Below are 20,303 nucleotides of genomic sequence, written 5' to 3'. Positions count from 1 at the left end.
CAAGTTTATGCAACGATTATACTTTTATAGTACAACCTATGGCTCTTGTGTGTGTTTCTTGAACTTCTTTTCCTGCTAAAAGGGCATCAACGGCATTTTCAACATACTTTTTGTTTACTGCATTCGCATCTTGGTAGTTATCATCTATGGCTCCAATATACTTTACTTGATTTCCTTTGTCTGTTTTTTGAAGCACATAAACATGTGGTGTTTTTGTAGCGCCATACTTCGGATAAATTTTTTGTCCGGCATCCATTAAATAAGGAAAAGTGAATCCTTTTGCTTTGGCTCTTGCTCGCATAGCTTCCATACTATCGCCTGGTTTTACATCTGTATTATTTGGCATGATTGCTATTACTGGATAACCTTTGCTAGCATATTTTTTGTTTAACGCTTCTATTCTATCTTCATAAGCTACAGCATACGGACATGTATTACAAGTAAATATCACGATAAAACCTTTAGCATCTTTATAATCTGCTAATGATACCATTGTACCATCAATATTCTCTAATTTAAAATCAGTAGCTATATCTCCTACTTTATAACCGCCTTCGTTAGTGATTGTAAAAGCTGAAAAAAGTACTAATGCCATAACTGCAATGGTTGCTTTTAGTGTTTTCATAAGTTATTGGTTTAAAAATTGTTTTAATTCGGTTTCTAACTCGTTATAGTTAAACGACTTTTCATAAAACTGTCGTTTATCTTTATTGTAAATTAATGTGGCAGGAATAGCACCTGACCAGTTTTCTGACACTTTAGGAATCCAAGCATTAGAATCTGGATCATTAAGCACTAATATTTTAGAGTGTAATTTTTCTTTTTGTATAAAAGGTTTTAACTTGCTTTCATATTGATTAGGAAAATCTAAACTCACTAATATAACTTCAACATTCTTATCCTTGTAAGTTTTGTTTATTTTTTCAAAATAAGGAAGTTCCTTAACGCAAGGCGCGCACCAAGTTGCCCAAAAATTAACAACATAAACAGTGTCATCTTTTTTATTTAAATAAGGTTCTACGCCTTTAAAATCATAAACTTCTAGCGAAACTTCTTTTGGAGTTTGATCTGTTTCAGGAATGACTTGTTCTACTTGTTCAGATTTATTTTGGTTGTTACACCCAAACAACACCAAAACTATAATATACTTTAAATACTTCATAAGTTAAAATTAAATATTCATAGATATAAAGTGTATCTGTTTAACAAATTTTTATACAAATAAGCTGACGTCCTATTATTTATCAAAAAAACATTGTGTTTTTACAATTTCATTTCTATATTTGAGGCCTACAAACATATCAAATGAATATAATTTTAAATAATACTTGGTGGTGGCAATTCCGAAACACAAATTTCGTGAATTAACCCTATCGTATATTTAAATTTTAAAATATCCAGAAAGGCTTGTCATTCACGACAAGCCTTTTTTAATTTATAAAACAAATGAAAACATTTAGTTTATACACACACTACAAAAAAATACTTGCAGACACTATTACACCTGTTAGCATATACTTGAAAATACGCGACAAGTACCCTAACAGTATTTTATTAGAAAGTAGTGACTATCACGCAAATGATAATAGCTTCTCATACATATGCTGCAATCCTATTGCATCTATAAAAGTTAAAAATGAGATTATTACTGAACAATTTCCAGATAATAGTCAACTAACTACTAATATAAAACCGGGAGTAAATGTTACCGAAAGAATACACAAGTTTACACAACGTTTTAAAGTAGATACTGACGAAACATTTAAATTTATAAATAATGGTGTTTTTGGCTACATGGCATACGACGCTGTTCGTTATTTTGAAAATATTGATATTTCAAAAAAAGCAAATCATCAAGATATTCCGGACATATACTATGCTGTTTACCAAAATATTATCGCTATAAATCATCATAAAAACGAAGCATATATTTTTGCTCATTGTTTTGACACTGACAATAACATAGATGAAATTTATCAACTTATAACGTCTAAAAATTATGCTGGTTTTAATTTTTCAGTTGATGGCGCCACAACTTCTAATTTAACTGATGACGAATATAAAGAACACGTAGCGTTAGCTAAAAAACATTGTGCTCGTGGTGATGTATTTCAGCTGGTGCTTTCTAAAAAATTCTCTCAAGCATTTAAAGGCGATGAATTTAACGTATATCGTGCCTTAAGAAGCATTAATCCGTCGCCTTACTTGTTCTATTTTGACTATGGCGATTTTAAAATCTTTGGCAGCTCTCCTGAAGCGCAACTCATAGTCAATAAAGGCAAAGCTGAAATTCACCCAATCGCAGGCACATTTAAACGCACAGGAAACGATGAGAAAGATGCTGAACTAGCAAAAAAACTATCAGAAGATATTAAAGAAAATGCCGAACACGTTATGCTTGTTGATTTGGCTAGAAACGACTTAAGCCGTCACGGCAATGCAGTTTCTGTTGAAACATACAGAGAAGTACAATTCTTCTCTCATGTTATCCATTTAGTAAGTAAAGTTACAGGCAAAAAACATGAAAATTCAACAACCATGCAAGTTGTTGCCGACACTTTTCCCGCTGGTACTTTAAGCGGAGCTCCAAAGCATAAAGCCATGCAATTGATTGAAAAGTATGAAAAAACAAGTAGAGACTTTTATGGCGGCGCTATTGGTTTTATGGATTTTGAAGGAAATTTTAATCACGCCATAATGATACGAACGTTTTTAAGTAAAAATCATCAGCTACACTGGCAAGCTGGCGCAGGAATTGTATCTAAATCAAGCCCTGAAAACGAACTTCAAGAAGTGTATAATAAATTAGGCGCCTTAACAAAAGCCATTGAACTTGCAGAAACCATTTAGTTATGAAAAAAGTATTAGTTATTGACAATTACGATAGTTTTACCTACAATTTGGTACACTACCTAGAAGATTTAGATTGTGACGTTACAGTAAAACGAAATGACCAACTTCATATAGACGATGTTGAAGCCTTTGATAAAATTGTTTTATCTCCAGGACCTGGAATTCCTGACGAGGCTGGCTTGTTAAAACCTATTATAAAAAAATATGCGGCTACTAAAAGCATTCTTGGCGTTTGCTTGGGTCAACAAGCTATTGGCGAAGTTTTTGGCGGTTCTCTTATAAACCTAGAAGCTGTTTACCACGGTGTTGCTACAAACATTACCGTTACAGTTGATGATGAACCCTTATTCAAAGGACTAGATAAAACCATAAGTGTTGGTCGCTACCATTCTTGGGTTGTAAACGAAACACTTCCTGAAACGCTTGAAGCAACATCTTTTGATGACAACGGACAAATCATGTCGTTACGCCATAAAATATATGATGTTAAAGGCGTGCAATTTCACCCAGAATCTGTGTTAACACCTGATGGAAAAAAAATGTTAGAAAATTGGGTTAATTCTTAAAATCTAATCATTGAATTTAAAAAATTAAAAATCTTTCAGTTTTACAGAAATCATTATGAAACATATATTAAACAGACTTATAAATCAAGAAAGCATCTCTACCGAAGAAGCGAAACAAGTTCTTGTTAATATTTCTAAAGGAGATTATAATCAAAGTCAAATTGCATCATTCTTAACCGTGTATATGATGCGAAATATTACCATAGAAGAGTTACAAGGATTTCGAGATGCCTTGCTAGAACTTTGTATCCCTGTAAATTTAGACGCCTACAATGCGGTTGATTTATGCGGTACTGGCGGAGATGGCAAAGACACTTTCAATATTTCAACACTAGCATCATTTGTAACAGCTGGTGCTGATGTAAATGTTACAAAGCATGGTAATTATGGCGTTTCTTCTGCTTGCGGATCTTCAAACGTATTGGAATATTTAGGTATAAAATTTAGTAATGATATTGCGTTTTTAAAAACCTGTTTAGATGACGCTGGTATTTGTGTGCTTCACGCACCTTTATTTCACCCTGCTATGAAAAATGTGGCGCCTATTCGTCATGATTTAGGTGTAAAAACATTTTTTAATATGCTTGGTCCAATGGTTAATCCGTCGTTTCCAAAAAATCAAATGGTTGGTGTTTTTAGTTTAGAATTACTTCGTTTATACAGCTATTTATATCAAACCACAGATAAAAACTATAATATTGTTCATGCACTAGACGGTTATGACGAAATCTCTCTTACTGGAGCTGCAAAAGTCACAAACAACAATACAGAGCTTGTTTTAAACCCGTCAGATTTTGGTATAGACACATTAAACCAAAATGCCATACACGGTGGAAATTCTATTGAGAGTTCTGCTAAAATTTTCATGCATGTTTTACAAGGTCAAGGCACCGAAGCTCAAAATCATGTGGTTTGCGCTAATGCTGCTTTGGCTATTTCTACAGTAAAAAACACATCAATTCAAGAAAGTTTTGAATTAGCAAAACAATCATTAATGAGCGGAAATGCAAAAAAGCGTTTTGATAAGCTCGTAGCTTTAAGCCAATAATTTATGGACATACTTAATAACATAGTCATTGATAAGCGACAAGAAGTTAAGATAAAAAAGTCTCTAATACCTGTAAAGCAGTTAGAACAATCTGTTTTATTTGAAAGAGCTACCATTTCACTTGCAAAAAACTTATCAAAAAGTACAACCGGAATTATAGCAGAGCACAAACGTCGTTCGCCTTCAAAAGAAGTCATAAATCACAAACTCAATGTGTATGATGTTGCTTCAGGCTATGAAAAGGCTAATGTTTGTGGCATGTCTGTTTTAACTGACGGCAAATATTTTGGTGGTTCTCTAGATGATTTACTAATAGCAAGAGCCAGCTGCAATATACCTTTGCTCCGAAAAGAGTTTATTATCGATTCTTATCAAATTATTGAGGCTAAAGCTCATGGTGCAGATGCTATTTTACTTATCGCAGCCATTCTTACCAAAGATAAGATTAAGCAATATTCTGAATTAGCAAAAAGCTTAAACCTTGATGTACTTTTAGAAGTTCATAATGAAGAAGAGTTACATAAATCTATCATGCCTAGTTTGGATATGATTGGCGTCAACAATAGAAACCTAAAAACTTTTGAAGTAAGTTTAGAAACTAGCAAAAGTTTAAGCTCACTAATACCTAACGACTTTGTAAAAGTTTCAGAAAGTGGTATCAGCGCTATTGATGCTATAAAAACCTTACAACCTTTTGGCTACAAAGGATTTCTAATTGGAGAAAACTTTATGAAAACTGATAATCCTGGTGCAAATGCTAAACAATTTATAGAATCTTTAAAGTTATGAAGCTAAAAGTATGTGGCATGAAATATCAAGATAACATCACTAACGTTGCCAACTTGCAGCCTGACTATCTAGGCTTTATCTTCTACGAAAACTCAAGTAGGTATTTTGAAGGGGATATTCCTGAACTACCAAAAGGGATAAAAAAAGTTGGTGTTTTTGTGAATGCCGAAAGTGATTACATAATATCAAAAATAAAAAAACACAGTTTAGATGTTATTCAACTTCACGGAAGCGAATCTGCTGATTTTTGCAACGAATTAAAGCAAACCCTATTAAGCCATCCTATTGAAATCATTAAAGTATTTTCAATAAAAGACCAATTCAACTTTGATACTTTAAAACCCTATGAGGCCGTTTGCGATTACTTTCTTTTTGACACCAAAGGAAAATTGCCAGGCGGAAATGGCTATGTATTTAATTGGGAGATTCTTAATAATTATCCATCTACAAAACCTTATTTTTTAAGTGGCGGCATAGGACTGGATGAATTAAAAAACATACATGCATTTACAAAAACAACGGCTTCAAAATATTGCTATGCCATAGATGTAAACAGCAAATTTGAAGACAAACCCGGTTTAAAAAATTTAGAAAAACTACAAGAATTCTACACACAATTATGAACTACAATATAAACGAAAAAGGCTATTATGGAGAATTTGGAGGCGCATACATTCCTGAAATGCTTTATCCAAATGTAGAAGAGCTACGTCAAAACTACCTTAAGGTAATGAACGAACCTAGTTTTAAAACCGAGTTTGATGAGCTTTTAAAAAACTATGTTGGCAGACCTTCTCCGCTTTACTTTGCCAAGCGCCTATCTGAAAAATACCAGACCAAAATTTATTTAAAACGAGAAGACCTCAACCATACAGGCGCTCATAAAATAAACAATACTATTGGACAAATTCTTATGGCAAAACGCCTAGGCAAAACAAGAATTATTGCTGAAACAGGTGCTGGTCAACATGGTGTTGCCACGGCAACAGTTTGTGCGTTAATGGGAATAGAATGTATTGTTTACATGGGAGAAATTGACATTGCTAGACAAGCACCTAACGTTGCTAGAATGAAAATGCTAGGCGCTACCGTTGTGCCTGCAACATCAGGAAGCAAAACCTTAAAAGACGCAACTAACGAAGCTATAAGAGATTGGATAAACAATCCTATTGACACGCATTATATCATAGGCAGTGTTGTTGGTCCGCATCCTTATCCAGATATGGTAGCCAGATTTCAATCTGTAGTTTCTGAAGAAATTCAATGGCAGCTTAAAGAACACGAAGGAAAAAGCAATCCTGACTATGTTATTGCTTGTGTTGGTGGTGGCAGTAATGCTGCGGGTGCTTATTATCATTTTTTAGAAAACGAACATGTAAACCTTATAGCGGTTGAAGCTGCTGGTCATGGCATACACTCTGGAGAAAGCGCGGCAACATCTGTATTAGGTAGAGAAGGCATTATACATGGTAGCAAAACACTTCTTATGCAAACTAAAGACGGGCAAATTACCGAGCCCTACTCTATCTCTGCCGGATTAGATTATCCTGGCGTAGGACCTATGCATGCACATTTATATACATCTGGTCGTGCTGAATTTATTGCTGTAACAGATAACGAAGCCATGAATGCTGGTTTAGACCTATGTAAACTAGAAGGTATTATTCCTGCTATTGAAAGCTCACATGCGCTTGCTGTTTTTGAACAGAAAAAATTCAAACCAAATGATATTGTAGTCGTGAGTCTATCTGGTCGTGGCGACAAAGATTTAGCAACATATATTAAGCATTTTAATTTATAACGATGAACAGAATTCAACATAAACTTAACGAAGATAAAAAGTTACTTTCTATATATTTCACTGCAGGCTACCCAAACCTCAATGATACAGTTGCAATAATTCAAGACCTTGAAAAAAGTGGTGTTGATATGATAGAAATAGGACTTCCTTTTAGTGATCCACTAGCTGATGGTCCTACCATTCAAGCAAGCTCTACGAAAGCATTAAAAAATGGTATGACAACCGAAGTGCTTTTTAAACAATTAAAAGACATCAGAAAAAGTGTGTCTATCCCACTAATTATCATGGGTTATTTTAATCCAATATTGCAATTTGGTGTTGAAGCGTTTTGCAAAAAATGTAACGAAATAGGCATAGATGGACTCATCATTCCTGATTTACCTGTTGATGTATATCACGAACATTACAAGTCTATTTTTGAGAGCTACGGACTTATTAATGTATTTTTAATTACGCCGCAAACCTCTGAAAAGCGCATTCGTTTTATAGATAGCATATCAAACGGTTTCATTTATATGGTTAGTAGCGCTAGTGTTACTGGAAGTAAAACTGGGTTTGGTGACAAGCAAACACAATATTTTGAACGCATTAAAAATATGAACCTAAAAAACCCACAGGTTATAGGTTTTGGTATATCAAATAAAGAAACATTTACACAAGCAACAACGTATGCTAAAGGCGCCATTATAGGCAGTGCTTTTATAAAACATATAACAAATAATGGTGTTGAGACCATTGACGAATTCACCAAACAAATAAGAATCTGATTTTAAGATAGTTTTAATAAAATTCTGTTTAAAATTTGTTAGATTATAATGAATCAAAAAACAAAAATATTATGGGAACTATTGAAGATAAAAGAAAATTTAAACCTAAAAAAGAACAAAACAACCCTACAAACCCTACTGGTAACACCAATCAAAATACCAACCAGTTTGATATTGATAAGGACACTATTAAAGAACAGCAAAACAAAAGCTAATTTTTAAAAACACATAAACACTCCTTAAAACCTATTCATTACCGAATAGGTTTTTATATTTACAGCTTTTTACAATTTAAAAATATGCCTTTAAACATTGTTTTAATAGAACCCGAAATACCTAATAACACAGGAAACATAGGCCGATTAGCATTAGCAACAGGATCAAAACTACACCTTGTAAAACCTTTTGGTTTTGAAATAAATGATTCCAGACTAAAACGTGCAGGATTAGATTATTGGCAACATCTTGATGTTATTTATTATGATAATATTGATGATTTTTTTCAAAAAAACAGCAATGCAAACATGGTATTTCTTTCTAGTCACGGCAAGAAACAACACTGGGATATTACATTTGAAGACAATCTATTTTTAGTTTTTGGTAAAGAATCTGTAGGCTTACCCAAAAATATCACAACGCAACACCAAGATCATTTATTTAAAATTCCCTTATACAGTGAGCACATACGTAGCTTAAACCTATCAAATGCAGTAAGCATTATTGTTTACGAAGGTTTACGTCAACTACAATAATACAATTCAAAAGCAAGATAAACCCACTAACCATTTATTTTTTGTAACAAATTCACACACACTTGTACTGATATGTAAACAGATCAATATCAACTTGTAAAGCTGATTACATAAAAATATCATAACATGAAAAGTGTATTAAAAAAAATATTAAAATGGTGTCTTATTCTATTTGCGCTCTATATGGCGATAACCACAATAATTTTGGGTTATCAAGATACTGACTCCGAAAAAGGAATTTATAATTTTTATTGGTCTGGTATAAATGCGTTTTGGAAAAACGACAAACCATTTGGTTTTAAAATAAAGCAACCCATAGAAACAAAATTTAATGGTGCAGATGGCCCATATGTTTATAAAGATTCTGTTTTCTCTATATCTAAAAACAATGCGTTAAGTAAAATAAAACTTGATACTTCAAAACCTCTTACAGTTGTTACTAACAACACAAGCCTTCCTAGCTTTACTGTGTCGCTCAATAAAAACTTAAGCCAAGAAAATGACCACTATGACATGCCCAAAAAGCTAATAGCCATTTCTGATATAGAAGGAAACTTTGACGCATTATATAGCTTTTTATTAGCAAACCATGTTATTGACAAACAAGCCAATTGGATTTTTAATGATGGGCATTTAGTATGCAACGGAGATTTTTTTGATAGAGGTTCTGAAGTAACACAAGTACTTTGGCTTATATATCATTTAGAAAATCAGGCATTATTACATGGCGGAAAAGTACATTTCATTATGGGAAACCATGAAATCATGAACCTATACGGCCATATAAAATATAATGATCAAAAGTATATTCACGCTGCAAAACAAATTTGTAAAACAAAAAACTGGAATACATCTATAAAACAATTATACAGCCAAGATTCAGAATTAGGAAGATGGTTACGCACTAAAAATATTGTTGAAAAAATTGGAACCATCATTTTTGTTCACGGAGGATTGAATAAATACCATTTAGAAAATGCTTATGATATTAACGAGTTAAATACAATTGCAAGAAAATATTACGGCAAGGTTCCTTCAAAAGCCAATATCAAAAATGATAGAGACGAAATTATTGTCAGCGGAATAAATAGCCCGTTCTGGGACAGAAGGCTTAATTTAGACACCAAACACAAACTTGCGCTTAAAGCTAGTGGTATTGATATTAACCCAACAACACAAGAAACTGTAAATGCTATTTTAAAGCATTTTAAAGCCTCAAAAATTGTAATTGGCCACTCGCTTGTTAATGATATACAAACTGATTATAATGGTAAAGTTATTAAAATAGATGTGAAACACGGTTTAGAAATGAACTCTGGAAAAACTAAAGGATTACTAATTGAAAACAATAATTTTTACAAGATTAATGATTTAGGAGACAAGCTATCACTAAAACACTAACTACCAACTCACAAATAACCATAAAACCCAATGGGTTTGTAAAAATTTTAACTACTTTTAGAAGCACAAACATAATATAGATAAACACACTAGTGCGTTTATCTATATGTTGTACACCATTTGAGAAAAGCAATCTACATAGCATTAATATTTGGGGTTTTGGTTTCTTGTAAAGAGAAAACCAAACCAGAAAAAGCGGAAAATAAACCGACTGAAATTCCTGCGTGGAAAGTTGATTTGGATACAATTTTGGAAAAGAACAATCCAAAAAATCTTGACCTTTCTAAACATCAGTTGTTTATCGACACAACTCGGAATTCAGAAACGTTTAAAAGACTGATTAACTCGAAACCAAACCGAATGGATAATGACGCAATTTCATATCACGAAAAAGAAATTGCAAAAAAGCATAAACCAATAAAAATTGACCTAAAAGAATTTCCAAGGCATTGGATAAGTTTAAAAAAACTCAACAATGAATTTGTGATTTATGAACCTTGTGATGGAAATACAACCGCTTTTGAAATAAATGAAAGTTCAGTTCTATTCTTCTACCAACTGGAACCTCACACTGACTTGATATCTGATTTAAGGAAAATAACGGAAAATGAAATCTCATTGGAATTAAGAACTGTTCCACAAAAAACGGATACTGAAAAAACTGAACTGACCATAAAACCAACCGAATTTGAAAATGTCTATTTGCTAACTTATAGTTTTGGCGAATGGTACGTGACACCAAAAGAAAAAGTGTCTGAATTTGATATTGTGGTTAATCATTGTCCGACAATGAAAAGAATGGAATTTAAAGGATTTGACAAAAAATAACGTAAATAAAGCACTACATACAACAATATATAACCGCAATTACGGCGGATTCGACTACTTCTGACACGAGCACAAAGTGCGAACTGGCAAAGCAATCCACTCGGAATTGCTCACGTCTGTGCTCAACCAAAAAATAATCGCTAATTTGCACGCAACGAAACCATATACAAACACGCTAGCTCCAATTTGATGAGAATAAAACTTAACATATTATTAGCCCTACTGTTATTTACAATAACCGTAAAAAGTCAATCAAGCTATTCTGGTTATTTAGGAAAATCTCCAATCACATTAGTAATGTACCATTATAGTGACGGAGTTTCTTTAGCTTATTACGCATACAATAATTATGACAACCCAATAACCATTAATGGGAAACTTAAAAATGGTGAATTATGCCTTTTCGAAAAAGATAAAAACGGAAACAATATCGCAACATTAGTCTTTGAAAATTTCGATGATAAAAAAGAAGAAATTAAAGGAACCTGGATTAAATCTGACAAATCAAAAACTTATCAAATTTCATTACACAAAGATTTTGAAATTTATTACGGAGACAATTTAGAGTGGACAGGCTATGAATTACTTCAGTCAAAATCTACAAAACAACATTATTTTAAAACCATAATAAATAAAGAAAAAGATAACTTTTATGCAAGAATAGCAGGTATTAAAATATTTGAAAAAAAGACAGATAAGTTAATTCAAACTATTGAATTAGACTGCCAATTATTCGGAATAGACAACGTAAGTGTAGGTGATTATAACTTTGATGGAATTGAAGATTTTTCGGTCTTTGAAGGAAGTTATGCAGGTCCAAATACGTCAAGTATTTACATTTTAAGAGTCCCTAACTCTAATCAATATTTAAAAAGTAATTTTAGTGGCATCTCTTTAGCATTTGACAATGATTCAAAACTCATTTACGAACACAATCAATGTTGTGCAGGCAGAAGCCATATGAATGCTACCTATAAAGTAGTCAACAATGAAATGATTTTAATTGAAAAAAAATGCCTGGAATATAATGACGAAAAAGAAGATTTTATTGAAACCAAATGTGAATAACAACGCTGTATAACACCGCATATAACCGTTACTAACACACAGCTCACTCTTTATGCTCGTGTCTCAAGCTTTTCTATTCGGTTTGTATTTGCTAAATTAGTGCACAACCCACGCAACAAACCTTACACAAACACATTGACTAAAAGCTAAAAAAACAAATGAAAAATATATTAGCCTTTATAATTCTAACTTTGACTTTTAATTGTTTCTCACAAACGCAAACAGAAATGAATCAAGAAGCTTATGATTTATTTCATGAAGCTGACAAAGAATTAAACAATGTTTATAATAAGATTCTTACTACATATAAATCAGATGCAATTTTCATAGAAAACCTAAAAAAATCACAACGTATTTGGATAAAATTTCGTGATTCAGAATTAGAAATGAAATATCCAAATTATAAAACACCCCATTATGGTTCATCACATCCTATGTGCAGAGCTTTTTACTTAAAAGAATTAACTGAAGAAAGAACTAAAAAACTAAAAGTTTGGCTTAATGGAATTGAAGAAGGCGATATGTGTTCAGGTTCAGTAAAAACAAATTAAAAACCAATTATCAATACCATATATAATTTATTGCTAGTTCCCACCTACGTCCTACACAAGCAAAGCGAACTGGCTAAGCAAAATCCTCCCGGACTTTCTATCTGTGATTTATTTGCCAACTTTAGTGATTAAAACACACAACTATTCTTATATAAGCACGCTGTAAGCAAGCTAAAAATTCGAACTCTAAATAAAAAAAAGGCCAACCCATAAAGCCTCCTTTCACCAATCTACAACGCATTTCATCGGATAAAAACAACACTTTATCGATAAAAAATTTGCAAGTCTCAAAAACCTTTTCTATATTCACCTCGTTTTAAGCACATTAGCCAGTACATCGCGAGGTACAACTAAAAGCCAAAAACACACGCTCCCTTTCTATTAATAGCCAAAACACAGGCTATACCGCATGGTCGTGGCAGTAACGCCTGTATAAAAAAACCGGAAAATGGCCAACCCAAGTCTTTATTAACCTAAAACAACTAAAATCATGAAGACACAAGTAAAAAACAGTTCTAAAACGCAAACAGCCAACGAACTAATCAATCAAGCGGCACAAATGCCAAAACAACTATTGGAAAAACACAAAATCCAATTACCACAAACCACCAGTACCCAGCCTGTAACAAGCAAAAATGTTACAAAACAACCCCAGCTCAAACAAGCGCGTACCTCAGGCTATTACGAAACCGGTATGGCGCTAAACATCACCCACGGTATACAAGTAGTAGACTACCTCATTACCTATGACACCAATTACAACCCTAGCAATCCCGCCATTGCCGTAGCCAGCCTTGAAGCCATGAACACCAAAGGCCAGGACCTCCTAGACAGCGCCCGTGCAAAAATGCAAGAAAAAAAGAACACCACACAAGCCCGTCAAGATGTGTATCGCAACCTCAAAACACTAGCAACACGCATCCTAAACGAGCTAAAAGCTTCTGGCGCACCACTAGCAACCATAGACAAAGCCAAGCACTATGTACTAAAAATCCGTGGGCAACGTATCATCAAGATAAACCCTAACAGCACCGCAAAACACATCAGTGCTAGTCAAACCTCATTTACAGAGCAAATTCAGCACCTTACAGACCTTATTAATGTGCTATCAACCTGCACCCAGTATCAGCCCAACATACCCGAGCTGCAACTCACCGCACTCACAAACAAACGCGATGCCATGAAAGCCACCAACAATGCCGTAAGCACCGCACAAGCCGTATGGAGCACCTCACGCCTAGAGCGTAACAAGTTCTTCAACGAACCCGTAACAGGCTATGTAGATACCTTTCTAGCTGTAAAACGTGCCGTAAAAGCCATCTTTGGTGCCAGCAGCCCGCAGTATCAACAAATAAGTGGGCTTACCTTTACACGTATAAAAAGTTAAGCTGGCTTTAGGAGTAAAATCTCCTAATTATTTTTTAAACCACGAATGCTTTAGTGTTCGTGGTTTTTTTTATACCCTCAAACCACCATGTCATGCCACACCTGGTGCAGAACCTAAACAAGCGCTCCAGCAATAACAGCACACAAATAACCATAAAACCCAATGAGTTTGTAAAAATTTTAACTACTTTTAGAAGCATAAACATCATATAGATAAACACACTAGGGTGTTTATCCACATGTTAGGCATAATTAACACAAACACCATCGAATGGATATAGAAATTTGGACAAAAAGACACTTTACTGCAAAATCAAAAATTGAATGGAACTGCCCAAATTGCGGAAATAATACACTTCAATTAGTAAGCGAAGACTTTAAATCCGAAGAAACAGTTCCTTCAAAAGATTATAGAGCTAAAAACGATGATTGGGAAATCGAATGGATAAGTCTGACATTCAATGGACGATTAAAATGCAAAACTTGTAGTGAGAATGTGTTTTTTACTGGAATAGGAAATCCTGAACATAGCGGATATTACGATTATGAACTTGACGATTATCACGAAGAATACACAAATACTTTTACACCGACATTTTTTCAACCAACAATAAATATTTTTAATATTCCAAAAAAATGTCCTGACACTGTTAAGGAACAAATTTGGGACTCTTTCAAGTTATTTTGGTGTGATTTATCATCTTGCGCCAATAAAATAAGAATAGCTCTAGAAGTGTTATTAAACGAAGAAAAAGTCAAACGATTTGAAGTCGTAAGCGGGAAACGTAAACCAATCTCACTACATCGAAGAATACAGTCTTATAGTAACATAGAAGTACGAGATTTATTTTTAGCGATTAAATGGATAGGCAATACAGGAAGTCATACAGGCGAAGTGGAAACTATTGATATTATTGAAACATATAAACTGTTGGAATATTCTTTAAAGAAATTATACACTAATGAAGAAGAGGAAATAAAGAAAATTACGAAAGAAATTAATAAGAGGAAAGGCACAAGAAAACGAAAATAACTATGCCTAACACCGTGTATAATTCATTGCTAGTTATAGCCTACTTACGAAAGTCCTCGCGGACTTTCTATCTGTGATTTATTTGCTAACTTTAGTGCTTAAACCACGCAACGAAATCATACACAAACACGTTGGCAGTAATTTGAGAAAAACATTAACTAATTAAAAACAAAACACTTCAAGAAGAGTGAATAGAATTGAAATAATAGACAAAATTGGTGCTCAATACCAAATTGGAAATACTGAATCTGGAGAATTTAGTTACTCATCTGCACTTAAATCAATCGGAAAAGATATTAAGGATTTTCAGAAAGGTGATACAGGAACAAACCATCAATATTTAGATATAAGATTTGAAAATGAACGACTTTGTATTTTGATAGAAACAAAGAACAAGTTTAGTAAATGGAATAAAGAAAAAATTCAGAAACAATTACAAGACTATGTCCGCTTTGAAAAAGCTTATTCTGACAAAAGAATTGTTGCAATTCTTGCCGAAACAGAAGGTGACGATATTTGTGTTTGGTATGGTCAATCAGTAATTATAGATGATGAACATATAGTTCTTGAAGAAACTAAACTAAAAACGTTTGAAGAGTATGAAGAAATATGCTTTGGTAAAGTTAACGATAAAATCAAAGTAATTGATTCTATCAAAACCCTTAATGAAAAACTACATTCAGACGGTGTAAATGAAAAATTAAGAAGCCAATTCGTTGGTACTTGCCTTTTAGCATTAAAAAATGGTTTAGTCTATGAAAACATTAAGGATACAATTAACCCTAAAACAGGGAAACCTCTAAAAGCAGAAACAGTAGTACTCAATAACATCAAAGATATTTTAGAAGGATTATTAACTAAAAGCGGTAGTATAAACAAGGCTAGTAAGTTAGCAATTCTTAACAATAAAGTTTTAGATGACCAAGATGTTCAAAGTCTTACTTATAAAGAATTAACTGATATTTTAAAGTTTATAGACACTAATATAGTTCCTTACATAAACGATAAAAATACGGCAGGACAAGATTTGTTGAATTTGTTCTTTACAACCTTTAATAAATATGTAGGAAAATCTGATAAAAACCAAGCTTTTACACCAGACCATATATGTAGTTTTATGAGTAAAGTTGTTGGTGTTAATAAACATTCAAGGGTTTTAGACCCTTGTTGCGGTAGTGGTGCTTTTCTGGTAAGAGCTATGACAGACGCAATGGATGATTGCGAAAGCGAAGATGAACGAGAAAAAGTAAAACAAGAGCAAATTTTTGGAATTGAATATGAAGCAGGCGCATTTGGCTTGTCATCTACAAATATGTTAATTCACGGAGATGGAAACTCGAATGTTGTCCAAGACTCATTATTTAACAAAGGTAAATGGATTGAAAATAATGACATCAATGTAGTATTGATGAATCCGCCGTATAATGCTACAAAAAAGTTTTGTAATTCCGATTATACGAAAAATTGGGATAGTAAGAAAAAAGAAGACCCTTCAAAAGGTTTCCATTTTGTTGAATGGGTAGCAAGACACGTTTCACCATTAACTAAAATGGCAGTATTACTTCCAATGCAGGCAGCTATAGGTAATAGTAGAGATGTCAAGGAGTTTAAGAAAAAAATGCTAGATAACTACACTTTAGAAGCTGTATTTTCTTTACCTGTTGAAGTATTTTATCCAGGTGCAGCAGCAGTTGCTGTGTGTATGGTGTTTGACCTTTCACAAAAACATATTAAAGCAAATAAAGAAACCTTTTTTGGATATTATCGAGACGATAAATTCACAAAAAGGAAAGGACTTGGTAGAGTTGAAATGACTGATGAGAAAGGAAATAGTTTATGGGCAAAAACAGAAGAATTATGGCTTGATTTGTTTAAAAACAAAAAGCAAGTAGCAGGTTTATCTGTTATGCGGAAAGTTAGTTGGAAAGATGAATGGTTGGCAGAAGCATATATGGAAACTGATTATAGTAGTCTTGAATCCGATGATTTTGAAAAAACAATTAGAGATTATTATTCATACATAATTAAAGATGGTGGCGAAAATGCTTAACACAGATAATTGGGAAGAATTTTGTTTGAATGATTTATTCGATATTGGTCCCGGTAAATACCATAGTAAGGATGAGTACGATGAAGGTCTTACACCTTATGTCACAGCTTCAGCAAATAATAACGGCATAGCACAGAGAATTAGCTTAACACCTGATTTTAAAGGTAATGCTATAACAACAGGTAAGGTTGGTTGCACAGCATTTTATCAAATAGAAGACTTTTGTGCTTCGAGCGATGTTAATATTTTCAGAGCAAGTAAATTTAAAATGACTTCTAAAATAGGTGTTTTTATTGCGTCTATCATCAATTTTTCTGAAAATTACAAATGGACTTACGGCAGACAATGTCGTGTAGGTGATAGTAAAAAAATTGTTATAAAACTGCCTATTTCATTTGATAAAAATCATAATCCAATAATTGATAATGAAAAGAAATTTAACCCTAAAGGTTATGTTCCTGATTTTAAATTGATGGAATCAATTATTGAAAATAAAATAAATAACAGTCCAATTGGAAACTCATTAAAAACAAAAAACCGAAACAATAAAGCCTCATTTGAAACAGAAAATTGGAAAGAATTTTATTTGCATAAGCTTTTTAACATTACTATGGGTAATGGAATAGATGCTAATAAGACTACTAATTTTGACCCAAAATATAACTATGTATCGAGAGATAGTAATGGAAACGGTGTTGTTTCTGTAGTGGATGAAATAAATGGCGAAGACCCTTTCCCTGCAGGTGCAATGTCTGTTTCTTTAGGCGGAAGTTTTTTAGGGTCTTGTTTTATTCAAAAAAAGCCGTTTTATACAGCTCAAAATGTTGCCGTTTTAAGAGAAAAAGAATCACTTTCGCTTCATACTAAACTTTTTATTTCTTCTCTAATTCGTAATGAATGTAAAGTTAAATATTTAGCATTTGGTAGAGAATTAAATTCTCATATAAGGAAAGATTTTACAATCAAACTTCCAGTCTTAAAAAAAGGAAATGAAACTGTTATTGATAAAGAAAAAGATTATTCTGAAAATGGATATGTACCTGATTGGAAACTTATGGAAGAAATTATCAAAAAACTTCCTTATGGAGATAGAATTGAATAAAAAACTACAGCCAACAATGCCTATAAGTAATAGCGCTGTCCTCAACTACGCCTATTCAGCCATTCCAGAGTTCTGATTAACCATTCCAGAGTTCTGATTGACCATTCCAGAGTTCTGATTAACCATTCCAGAGTTCTGATTAACCGTTCCAGAGTTCTGATTAACCATTCCAGAGTTCTGATTAACCATTCCAGAGTTCTGATTAACCGTTCCAGAGTTCTGATTAACCGTTCCAGAGTTCTGATTAACCGTTCCAGAGTTCTGATTAACCATTCCAGAGTTCTGATTAGCCATTCCAGAGTTCTGATTAACTGTTCCAGAGTTCTGATTAGTCATTCCAGAGTTCTGATTAACCGTTCCAGAGTTCTGATTAACCGTTCCAGAGTTCTGATTAACCGTTCCAGAGTTCTGATTAACCGTTCCAGAGTTCTGATTAACCATTCCAGAGTTCTGATTAACCGTTCCAGAGTTCTGATTAACCGTTCCAGAGTTCTGATTAACCGTTCCAGACTTTTGATTGACCGTTCCAGAGTTCTGATTGACCATTCCAGAGTTCTGATTAACCATTCCAGAGTTCTGATTAACCATTCCAGAGTTCTGATTAGCCATTCCAGAGTTCTGATTAGCCATTCCAGAGTTCTGATTAGCCATTCCAGAGTTCTGATTGACCACCACAAAGTTCTGATTGACTAGTACAAAGTTCTGATTGACTGGTACAAAGTTCTGATTAAGTGGTACAAAGTTCTGATTAGGTGGTACAAAGTTCTGATTGACTAGTACAAAGTTCTGATTAGGTGGTACAAAGTTCTGATTGACTGGTACAAAGTTCTGATTGACTAGTACAAAGTTCTGATTGACTGGTACAAAGTTCTGATTGACTAGTACAAAGTTCTGATTGATTGGTACAAAGTTCTGATTAGGTGGTACAAAGTTCTGATTGATTAGTACAAAGTTCTGATTAGGTAGTACAAAGTTCTGATTGACTGGTACAAAGTTCTGATTGACTAGTACAAAGTTCTGATTAGGTGGTACAAAGTTCTGATTGACTGGTACAAAGTTCTGATTAGGTGGTACAAAGTTCTGATTGACTGGTACAAAGTTCTGATTAGGTGGTACAAAGTTCTGATTGACTGGTACAAAGTTCTGATTGACTAGTACAAAGTTCTGATTGATTGGTACAAAGTTCTGATTAGGTGGTACAAAGTTCTGATTGATTAGTACAAAGTTCTGATTAGGTAGTACAAAGTTCTGATTGACTAGTACAAAGTTCTGATTAGGTGGTACAAAGTTCTGATTAACCACCACAAAGTTCTGATTAGGTGGTACAAAGTTCTGATTAACCACCACAAAGTTCTGATTGACCACCACAAAGTTCTGATTGACTGGTACAAAGTTCTGATTGACCACCACAAAGTTCTGATTGCTCACCACAAAGTTCTGATTGACCACCGCAAAGTTCTGATTGACCACCACAAAGTTCTGATTGACCACCGCAAAGTTCTGATTGACCACCGCAAAGTTCTGATTGACTACCGCAAAGTTCTGATTGACTACCACAAAGTTCTGATTAGCCATTCCAGTTCTGTAATTGGTCATTCCAGCTACACATTAGCTGCCATCACACCTAAAAAAACTCTTGGTATTGCATCACCCTAAAATCAAATGTATTAAAATCTGGGTTTTTAGCTTTAAGTTGCTTGTACAAAGGCAACCTACTTATTGAGATATTCGCAGCACCAGAACTTGAGGTTAAAGACACCGTTTTAATAAGTCTTCCATTCAAAAAAAACTTATGAATTCTAGGCACCTCATCATGAACCAGCTCTAGCTTTAAGCCATACGTCCTTAAGTGTTTTCTAAAAAAATACTCCGGGCCATTTTTACTATTACCACCAGTAAATAACAAGGTATCAATATTAGGATACTGCTTAAGATAGCCTATAATATCGCGCAACTGTATTTGTGTCATTCCCAAATCTGAAGCATCTATTTTCTCTCTTTTAGCACTTGCCACAATATCACAAACACCTATCTTGTTTTCAATAAGAAATTGTTTGCGTTGCGCTACCGCTTCTTCAGAATTATCATATCGCAAACCTAAATTATGAATACTATCAATAAACAACCATAAACTATTATAGTAGCTTCCGTAGCAAAAATCAACATCCTTTTCCAATAAATCGCCTGTTGAAAAACGCGGTGGTGGCAAAGTACCAACAATAAGTTTTTTAGTATCTGTTTGAATAAAAGGCTTATATGGGTGTTTATGAAAGAACATTGATAAGATTTTCTATAAGTGGTATTTTTT

The 20,303-nt window shown here is 33.6% G+C and carries 21 protein-coding genes; 17 read left to right on the top strand and 4 right to left on the bottom strand.

Annotated features, from left to right (window positions below; all coding sequences use genetic code 11):
- Window positions 1–16 precede the first annotated feature (16 nt).
- Together ABD690_RS08750 and ABD690_RS08745 are read right to left on the bottom strand one after the other, a co-directional pair.
- The gene (locus ABD690_RS08750) at window positions 17–625 is read right to left on the bottom strand and encodes a thioredoxin family protein (RefSeq protein WP_344729486.1); all 609 of its coding nucleotides are present in this window, start codon (window positions 623–625) and stop codon (window positions 17–19) included.
- Between the two features lie 3 nt (window positions 626–628).
- A complete protein-coding gene (locus ABD690_RS08745; protein ID WP_344729484.1) occupies window positions 629–1,162 on the bottom strand; it encodes a TlpA disulfide reductase family protein in 534 nt (177 codons plus the stop codon).
- 284 nt (window positions 1,163–1,446) lie between these two features.
- Here ABD690_RS08745 and ABD690_RS08740 point away from each other — a divergent pair, with 284 nt between their 5' ends.
- The 17 genes from ABD690_RS08740 to ABD690_RS08660 all read left to right on the top strand — a co-directional run bounded on the left by ABD690_RS08740 (window position 1,447) and on the right by ABD690_RS08660 (window position 17,995).
- On the top strand, window positions 1,447–2,850 hold the full coding sequence (locus tag ABD690_RS08740) for an anthranilate synthase component I family protein (RefSeq protein WP_344729482.1): 1,404 nt from the start codon (window positions 1,447–1,449) through the stop codon (window positions 2,848–2,850).
- A gap of 2 nt (window positions 2,851–2,852) precedes the next feature.
- Complete coding sequence (locus ABD690_RS08735; protein ID WP_344729480.1) at window positions 2,853–3,419, top strand: anthranilate synthase component II; 567 nt, start codon at window positions 2,853–2,855, stop codon at window positions 3,417–3,419.
- A 55-nt stretch (window positions 3,420–3,474) separates the two neighbouring features.
- Complete coding sequence (gene trpD, locus ABD690_RS08730) at window positions 3,475–4,467, top strand: anthranilate phosphoribosyltransferase (RefSeq protein ID WP_344729478.1); 993 nt, start codon at window positions 3,475–3,477, stop codon at window positions 4,465–4,467.
- Between the two features lie 3 nt (window positions 4,468–4,470).
- A complete protein-coding gene (trpC, locus tag ABD690_RS08725; protein WP_344729476.1) occupies window positions 4,471–5,256 on the top strand; it encodes an indole-3-glycerol phosphate synthase TrpC in 786 nt (261 codons plus the stop codon).
- Entirely contained in the window at window positions 5,253–5,879 is a 627-nt protein-coding gene (locus ABD690_RS08720) for a phosphoribosylanthranilate isomerase (protein ID WP_344729474.1), read from the top strand. Before trpC ends, ABD690_RS08720 begins: the two co-directional genes overlap by 4 nt.
- A complete protein-coding gene (gene trpB / locus ABD690_RS08715) occupies window positions 5,876–7,057 on the top strand; it encodes a tryptophan synthase subunit beta (protein ID WP_344729472.1) in 1,182 nt (393 codons plus the stop codon). The genes ABD690_RS08720 and trpB overlap by 4 nt, the downstream gene beginning before the upstream one ends.
- A 2-nt stretch (window positions 7,058–7,059) precedes the next feature.
- Window positions 7,060–7,824 carry a tryptophan synthase subunit alpha gene (gene trpA / locus ABD690_RS08710; protein WP_344729470.1) on the top strand — a complete coding sequence of 255 codons (765 nt, stop codon included), beginning with the start codon at window positions 7,060–7,062 and terminating at the stop codon, window positions 7,822–7,824.
- 71 nt (window positions 7,825–7,895) lie between these two features.
- Entirely contained in the window at window positions 7,896–8,039 is a 144-nt protein-coding gene (locus ABD690_RS08705; protein WP_344729468.1) for a hypothetical protein, read from the top strand.
- 84 nt (window positions 8,040–8,123) lie between these two features.
- Complete coding sequence (locus ABD690_RS08700) at window positions 8,124–8,576, top strand: tRNA (cytidine(34)-2'-O)-methyltransferase (protein ID WP_344729466.1); 453 nt, start codon at window positions 8,124–8,126, stop codon at window positions 8,574–8,576.
- Window positions 8,577–8,702: 126 nt separating this feature from the next.
- On the top strand, window positions 8,703–9,977 hold the full coding sequence (locus tag ABD690_RS08695) for a metallophosphoesterase (protein WP_344729464.1): 1,275 nt from the start codon (window positions 8,703–8,705) through the stop codon (window positions 9,975–9,977).
- A 120-nt stretch (window positions 9,978–10,097) separates the two neighbouring features.
- Window positions 10,098–10,805: a hypothetical protein gene (locus ABD690_RS08690; RefSeq protein WP_344729462.1), complete on the top strand. Its 708-nt coding sequence runs from the start codon at window positions 10,098–10,100 to the stop codon at window positions 10,803–10,805.
- 189 nt (window positions 10,806–10,994) lie between these two features.
- Window positions 10,995–11,873 (top strand): XAC2610-related protein, encoded by an 879-nt coding sequence (locus ABD690_RS08685; protein WP_344729460.1) that lies wholly within the window; start codon window positions 10,995–10,997, stop codon window positions 11,871–11,873.
- 158 nt (window positions 11,874–12,031) lie between these two features.
- Window positions 12,032–12,424 (top strand): lysozyme inhibitor LprI family protein, encoded by a 393-nt coding sequence (locus ABD690_RS08680; protein WP_344729458.1) that lies wholly within the window; start codon window positions 12,032–12,034, stop codon window positions 12,422–12,424.
- Between the two features lie 490 nt (window positions 12,425–12,914).
- Window positions 12,915–13,811, top strand: a complete 897-nt coding sequence (locus ABD690_RS08675) for a hypothetical protein (protein ID WP_344729456.1) — start codon at window positions 12,915–12,917, stop codon at window positions 13,809–13,811.
- Between the two features lie 270 nt (window positions 13,812–14,081).
- A complete protein-coding gene (locus ABD690_RS08670) occupies window positions 14,082–14,843 on the top strand; it encodes a DUF4145 domain-containing protein (RefSeq protein ID WP_344729454.1) in 762 nt (253 codons plus the stop codon).
- Window positions 14,844–15,030: 187 nt separating this feature from the next.
- Window positions 15,031–16,893: an HsdM family class I SAM-dependent methyltransferase gene (locus tag ABD690_RS08665; protein WP_344729453.1), complete on the top strand. Its 1,863-nt coding sequence runs from the start codon at window positions 15,031–15,033 to the stop codon at window positions 16,891–16,893.
- Window positions 16,886–17,995: a restriction endonuclease subunit S gene (locus tag ABD690_RS08660; RefSeq protein WP_344729451.1), complete on the top strand. Its 1,110-nt coding sequence runs from the start codon at window positions 16,886–16,888 to the stop codon at window positions 17,993–17,995. Before ABD690_RS08665 ends, ABD690_RS08660 begins: the two co-directional genes overlap by 8 nt.
- Window positions 17,996–18,046: 51 nt before the next feature.
- Here the strand turns inward: ABD690_RS08660 and ABD690_RS08655 are convergent, their stop codons facing one another.
- The gene (locus tag ABD690_RS08655; protein WP_344729449.1) at window positions 18,047–19,591 is read right to left on the bottom strand and encodes a methyl-accepting chemotaxis protein; all 1,545 of its coding nucleotides are present in this window, start codon (window positions 19,589–19,591) and stop codon (window positions 18,047–18,049) included.
- A gap of 28 nt (window positions 19,592–19,619) precedes the next feature.
- Window positions 19,620–20,273, bottom strand: coding sequence for a uracil-DNA glycosylase family protein (locus ABD690_RS08650; protein WP_344729447.1), 654 nt, complete (start codon window positions 20,271–20,273; stop codon window positions 19,620–19,622).
- Between the last annotated feature and the right edge of the window lie 30 nt (window positions 20,274–20,303).

The sequence above is a fragment of the Corallibacter vietnamensis genome (assembly GCF_039537875.1).
Lineage (GTDB): Bacteria > Bacteroidota > Bacteroidia > Flavobacteriales > Flavobacteriaceae > Corallibacter > Corallibacter vietnamensis.
Note: the sequence above shows the minus strand (reverse complement) of the source record. Positions and strands in the feature narration are given on the sequence as shown.

Bases quoted from the DNA above. Each gene is read 5' to 3' on its own strand.
- ABD690_RS08745 (WP_344729484.1), bottom strand. From the start codon at position 1,162: ATGAAGTATTTAAAGTATATTATAGTTTTGGTGTTGTTTGGGTGTAAC.
- ABD690_RS08660 (WP_344729451.1), top strand. From the start codon at position 16,886: ATGCTTAACACAGATAATTGGGAAGAATTTTGTTTGAATGATTTATTC.
- ABD690_RS08670 (WP_344729454.1), top strand. From the start codon at position 14,082: ATGGATATAGAAATTTGGACAAAAAGACACTTTACTGCAAAATCAAAA.
- trpD (WP_344729478.1), top strand. From the start codon at position 3,475: ATGAAACATATATTAAACAGACTTATAAATCAAGAAAGCATCTCTACC.
- ABD690_RS08720 (WP_344729474.1), top strand. From the start codon at position 5,253: ATGAAGCTAAAAGTATGTGGCATGAAATATCAAGATAACATCACTAAC.
- ABD690_RS08750 (WP_344729486.1), bottom strand. From the start codon at position 625: ATGAAAACACTAAAAGCAACCATTGCAGTTATGGCATTAGTACTTTTT.
- ABD690_RS08740 (WP_344729482.1), top strand. From the start codon at position 1,447: ATGAAAACATTTAGTTTATACACACACTACAAAAAAATACTTGCAGAC.
- ABD690_RS08685 (WP_344729460.1), top strand. From the start codon at position 10,995: ATGAGAATAAAACTTAACATATTATTAGCCCTACTGTTATTTACAATA.
- ABD690_RS08675 (WP_344729456.1), top strand. From the start codon at position 12,915: ATGAAGACACAAGTAAAAAACAGTTCTAAAACGCAAACAGCCAACGAA.
- ABD690_RS08650 (WP_344729447.1), bottom strand. From the start codon at position 20,273: ATGTTCTTTCATAAACACCCATATAAGCCTTTTATTCAAACAGATACT.
- ABD690_RS08700 (WP_344729466.1), top strand. From the start codon at position 8,124: ATGCCTTTAAACATTGTTTTAATAGAACCCGAAATACCTAATAACACA.
- ABD690_RS08655 (WP_344729449.1), bottom strand. From the start codon at position 19,591: ATGACCAATTACAGAACTGGAATGGCTAATCAGAACTTTGTGGTAGTC.
- trpC (WP_344729476.1), top strand. From the start codon at position 4,471: ATGGACATACTTAATAACATAGTCATTGATAAGCGACAAGAAGTTAAG.
- ABD690_RS08735 (WP_344729480.1), top strand. From the start codon at position 2,853: ATGAAAAAAGTATTAGTTATTGACAATTACGATAGTTTTACCTACAAT.
- ABD690_RS08680 (WP_344729458.1), top strand. From the start codon at position 12,032: ATGAAAAATATATTAGCCTTTATAATTCTAACTTTGACTTTTAATTGT.
- trpB (WP_344729472.1), top strand. From the start codon at position 5,876: ATGAACTACAATATAAACGAAAAAGGCTATTATGGAGAATTTGGAGGC.
- trpA (WP_344729470.1), top strand. From the start codon at position 7,060: ATGAACAGAATTCAACATAAACTTAACGAAGATAAAAAGTTACTTTCT.
- ABD690_RS08705 (WP_344729468.1), top strand. From the start codon at position 7,896: ATGGGAACTATTGAAGATAAAAGAAAATTTAAACCTAAAAAAGAACAA.
- ABD690_RS08695 (WP_344729464.1), top strand. From the start codon at position 8,703: ATGAAAAGTGTATTAAAAAAAATATTAAAATGGTGTCTTATTCTATTT.